The sequence below is a fragment of the Streptomyces sp. SID3343 genome (assembly GCF_009865215.1).
Classification (GTDB): domain Bacteria; phylum Actinomycetota; class Actinomycetes; order Streptomycetales; family Streptomycetaceae; genus Embleya.
The window spans coordinates 1-3,989 of sequence record NZ_WWJX01000573.1; the positions used below are offsets into that span (position 1 = coordinate 1).

4 protein-coding genes are annotated in these 3,989 nt (G+C 65.7%); 1 reads left to right on the plus strand and 3 read right to left on the minus strand.

Features of this window, described 5'->3' with window-relative positions; translation table 11 throughout:
* Positions 1-298: 298 nt before the first annotated feature.
* The 3 genes from vanX to GT354_RS17755 are packed head-to-tail and all read right to left on the minus strand — an operon-like array spanning position 299 to position 2,944.
* Positions 299-907 (minus strand): D-Ala-D-Ala dipeptidase VanX, encoded by a 609-nt coding sequence (gene vanX, locus GT354_RS17745; protein ID WP_161357284.1) that lies wholly within the window; start codon positions 905-907, stop codon positions 299-301.
* Between the two features lie 14 nt (positions 908-921).
* Positions 922-1,962: a D-alanine--(R)-lactate ligase VanA-Sc gene (gene vanA-Sc / locus GT354_RS17750; protein ID WP_161357282.1), complete on the minus strand. Its 1,041-nt coding sequence runs from the start codon at positions 1,960-1,962 to the stop codon at positions 922-924.
* On the minus strand, positions 1,955-2,944 hold the full coding sequence (locus GT354_RS17755; RefSeq protein ID WP_202512001.1) for a D-isomer specific 2-hydroxyacid dehydrogenase family protein: 990 nt from the start codon (positions 2,942-2,944) through the stop codon (positions 1,955-1,957). Before GT354_RS17755 ends, vanA-Sc begins: the two co-directional genes overlap by 8 nt.
* Positions 2,945-3,071: 127 nt before the next feature.
* Here GT354_RS17755 and murF point away from each other — a divergent pair.
* Positions 3,072-3,989, plus strand: a 918-nt coding sequence (murF, locus tag GT354_RS17760; protein ID WP_161357283.1) for a UDP-N-acetylmuramoyl-tripeptide--D-alanyl-D-alanine ligase, incomplete at its 3' end; no start/stop codon positions are given.

A 3,989-nucleotide genomic window follows, 5' to 3' on the forward strand; every position in this document is an offset into this window, starting at 1 on the left:
CTGGTTGCCGTCCTTGTCGTACTCGTAGGCGACGCTCTTGCCCGGGGTGGTGACGGTCTTGGCGCGGTCGTGCTTGTCGGGCCAGTCGTGCAGGTCGACCGTCACCGGATACTCGCCCCCAGCAGCACCACTCTTCCCCGCCCGCTCCTGGTTGCCGAGCGTGGTTCCGCTCCCGGTCGACGTCGCCGCGCAGCGCCCCGAGGTTTTGGATCAGACCGGGCGCGGAGGCGTGGCGAAGGCTGCCTCAACGGCAGATCCATGGTGCCTCGCACGGCCCCACGACCGCGAGCACGACGTCCTACGTGATGGGGAAATCGAAATAGGTGTCCGGGTAAGGCTCGTCGTCGAGCGTGTAGTGCCACCACTCGCACTCGTACGCACTGAAACCGCAAGTCTCCATGAGGGAAAGGAGGTGCTGCCGGTTCCGCGCTTCGGTAGGTGTGATCCCTGGTGCGCCATGATGCGAGATGGAATCCATCAGGTCGTGGTCGCCGCCCATGGGAACGAGCTCACCGGTGGCCAAATCGTAGAGCGTGAGGTCGACGGTACTGCCCCGACTGTGGCCCGACCTGGCGGCCACATATCCCTTCTCGAACATCTCGGCCCTGCCGATATTGGGATAGTGCCGCGACTTGGTCCGGCCGTCCTCCGGCTGTTGTGACCAGCGCAGAAAGCAGTCGACGGCGTGCTGCGGACGATAGCCGTCCCAGAGCAGCAGGCCGAACCCCCGTGTTTCGGCCTGCTCTCTGGCCCGCTCCAGGGCCACGCAGAGAGCCGTCGTACCTACGACTCGATTGGCCAGATATCCGTCCACCGGTTTGCCGGTGAAGTTGTCCCACGTGGCGTACTTGGCGTCCCAGCGTATTCCGGACGCCAGCTCGTCCACAAAGGCAAAGTCGCCTTGCATCGACTCCATCGCCTTCATCGTATTTTTCCTGCCAAGGCGAGGGACACCATCCGGTCGATCACTTCGGGAAGCGGCAGTCCTGCGGCCGCCATCATCCTCGGATAACGACTGTACGAGGTCATGCCGGGAAACGTGTTGACCTCGTTGAGGACGACTTCCCCGTCCTCCCTGAGAAACATGTCCACCCGCGAAAGTCCGCCGCATCCCAGGGCGCGGTACACGGCCTTGGCCGTCTCCTGCACGAGTAGCCGTGACTCTTCCGGGATATCGGCGGGAACGATTGCCATCGAGTTCTCGGATCCGGTCTCGGGGGCGTCTTCCTGGTGAATCCTGAAGAATCCGTGCGAGAGCGCGATGCGGTCCACCTCGCCCGCGACGAGATCCGATCCTCTCCCGAGGATGGCGCAGCCGATCTCGCTGCCGACGACCGCCTCTTCGATCAGCACCTTCGCGTCATACTGCCGTGCCGTTTCCACCGCACTCGGAAGCTCCTCTTCCCGGGACACCTTCGTGACGCCGAAGGACGATCCGGATCGGGCCGGCTTCACGAAGACCGGATAGGTGAACCGGGCGGGATCGACGGTTTCGTCTGCCGTGACGGTCCGGAAATTCGGCGTGGCGATTCCCGCGCTTCGGGCGACGACGTAGGCAAGGGATTTGTCCATGCACAGAGCGGAACTCTGGACATCGCAGCCGATGTAGGGGATGCCGGAGAGTTCCAGCAGACCCTGCATCGCGCCGTCCTCGCCGAGCGTGCCGTGCAGCACGGGCAGGATGACATCCAGACGAATCGTCGCGTAGCTCTCGTGTCCCAGGACGAGCAATCCGTGCACGTCGCTGTCGGGGGACAGTACGACAGGACGACTGTCGCCGTTCTCCCACTCCGCGTCGGGCCCGGCACAGAGCTTCCAGGCACCGCTCTGGGTGATCCCTATGTAGAAGGGTTCGTACTTATCGAGATCGAGGTTCCGGGCCATCTCACGTGCCGACTTGACGGAGACGGAGTGCTCCTCGGAACGGCCCCCGAATATGATGCCGACTTTCAGCCTAGCCATGCTGATTCCTGCTTTCGAACGTCATACAGTTGGTGAGAGAGTTCTCCACGGTGTCGCGCAGGGCGTGATCCGTGAAGTAAGCGGTGTGCGGACTGACGAGCGCATGCGGGAGCTCCTGCAGTCGCAACAGTGCTTTGCTTTCCATGGGTTTGTCCCGCAGGTCGGCGTAGAAGATGCCTTCCTCACCTTCGACGACATCCAGAGCCGCGCCACTCAGCCTGCCGCTTTCCAATTGCTGCACCAGGGCCTCGGTGTCGATGAGGGCACCGCGTCCGGTGTTGACGATCAGTGCGCCGTTCTTCATCTGTGCCAGGCGCTGTCGATTCAGCAGATGGTGCGTGGCCGCGGTGAGCGGCGCATGCAGCGTGACCAGGTCGCTCCGCCGCAACAATTCGTCGAGCGGGATGTGTTCGACAGCGACACCGGGGCGATCCACGGGCCGATTGTCGTGAGCCAGGATGCGGCAGCCGAAACCTCGCAGCCGGTCCACGACCGCCGCGCCGATACGGCCCGTCCCGATCACCCCGACAGTCAGATCGCGCAGTTCCCTCCCCCGCACATCATTCGGCCGGTAATCGTGCCGGTCGGTGCGAAGGACGATGGATTTCGCGTCCCGTAGCGCCATCAACATGAGCATCACCGTGTAGTCGGCCACGCTGTCCGGCGAGTAGGAGACGTTTTCGACGACGATGCCTATGCTGTCCGCGTATTCCACGTCGATGTGGTTGTAGCCGATGCTCCGCGTGGAGATATAGCACACGCCGGCTCGGCCGAGCGCACGCAGTGTGGCGTGGGTGATGGGCGTCTTGTGGCCAACGCTGATGCACCGACTGCCGGCGGCGAGTTCGGTATTGGCTTCGGAGACCGGTGCGTCGGTGACGGCCGGCCGCACTCCGAGGCCCGGCGCCAGTTCGCGGAACAGAAATGCTTCGTCCGGGTCGCACCCGTACATGGTGATGCGGATCGTTTCGCTGCGGGTCATGCCTCCAGTCAAGGCGGTGAGCTGTTGCCGGAGCGTATGAGATTTTCGATATGCCCGCGATACGTCCCACTGCCTTGACTGGAGGCATGACTCACCAAACACCGGACATGACGTCAAGGGGATCGGCGTGATTCCGCTCGGCCTCGGCGAGATCGCCGAAATCGTCGGCGGACGGGCCGAAGGCGACAGCTCCGTAACCGTGACCGCGCCGGCCGTGCTCGCCGGCCGGCAGGCCGAGCCGGGCGGCCTCTTCGTCGCCTTCGCGGGCGAGCACGCCGACGGCCATGACTACGCGGAACAGGCTGGGCGGGCCGGTGCGGTGGCCGTGCTCGGCTCCCGGCCGACGCCGCTGCCCACCGTCGTCGTCGAAGACGTCCGGACCGCGCTGCAGATGCTCGCCGCTCATGTCCTGGCCCGACTGCGCGAGGGACTGACCGTCGTCGGGGTGACCGGCTCGCAAGGCAAGACCGGCACCAAGGACCTGTTGGCAGCCGTGCTTTCCGGCGCCGCGCCGATGGTCGCCACGGTCGGTTCGCTCAACAACGAGCTCGGTGTGCCGCTCACCATGCTGCGGGCCCATGCGGCCACCCGGTTTCTCGTCCTGGAGATGGGAGCCCGCCATGTCGGCGACATCGCCGAGCTCACCGGCCTGGTAGCGCCCGACATCGCCGTCGTCCTCAACGTCGGAGTGGCCCACCTCGGCGAGTTCGGATCGCGCGCCGCCATCGCCAGAGCCAAGGGCGAACTGGTGCAGGGCCTTGCGCCCGGCGGCACCGCCGTCCTGAACGCCGACGACCCCGAGGTGGCCGCGATGCGCGCGCTCACCAGCGGTCCGGTGGTGACCTTCGGCCGGGCGAAGCACGCCGACGTACGAGTCCTCGATTTGGCCCTCGACCGGCTCGGCCGATCGTCCTGCACGTTGCGGACCGTCGCCGGATCGGCTCACGTCACGCTGCCCCTCGTCGGCGCCCACCAGGCGCTCAACGCGGCGGCCGCCGCGGCGGCAGCACTTGCGGCCGGGGTTCCCCTCGACCTGGCCACTGCC

Coding starts and splice junctions, on each gene's coding strand:
- vanA-Sc (WP_161357282.1), bottom strand. CDS start 1,962: ATGGCTAGGCTGAAAGTCGGCATCATATTCGGGGGCCGTTCCGAGGAG.
- GT354_RS17755 (WP_202512001.1), bottom strand. CDS start 2,944: ATGACCCGCAGCGAAACGATCCGCATCACCATGTACGGGTGCGACCCG.
- vanX (WP_161357284.1), bottom strand. CDS start 907: ATGCAAGGCGACTTTGCCTTTGTGGACGAGCTGGCGTCCGGAATACGC.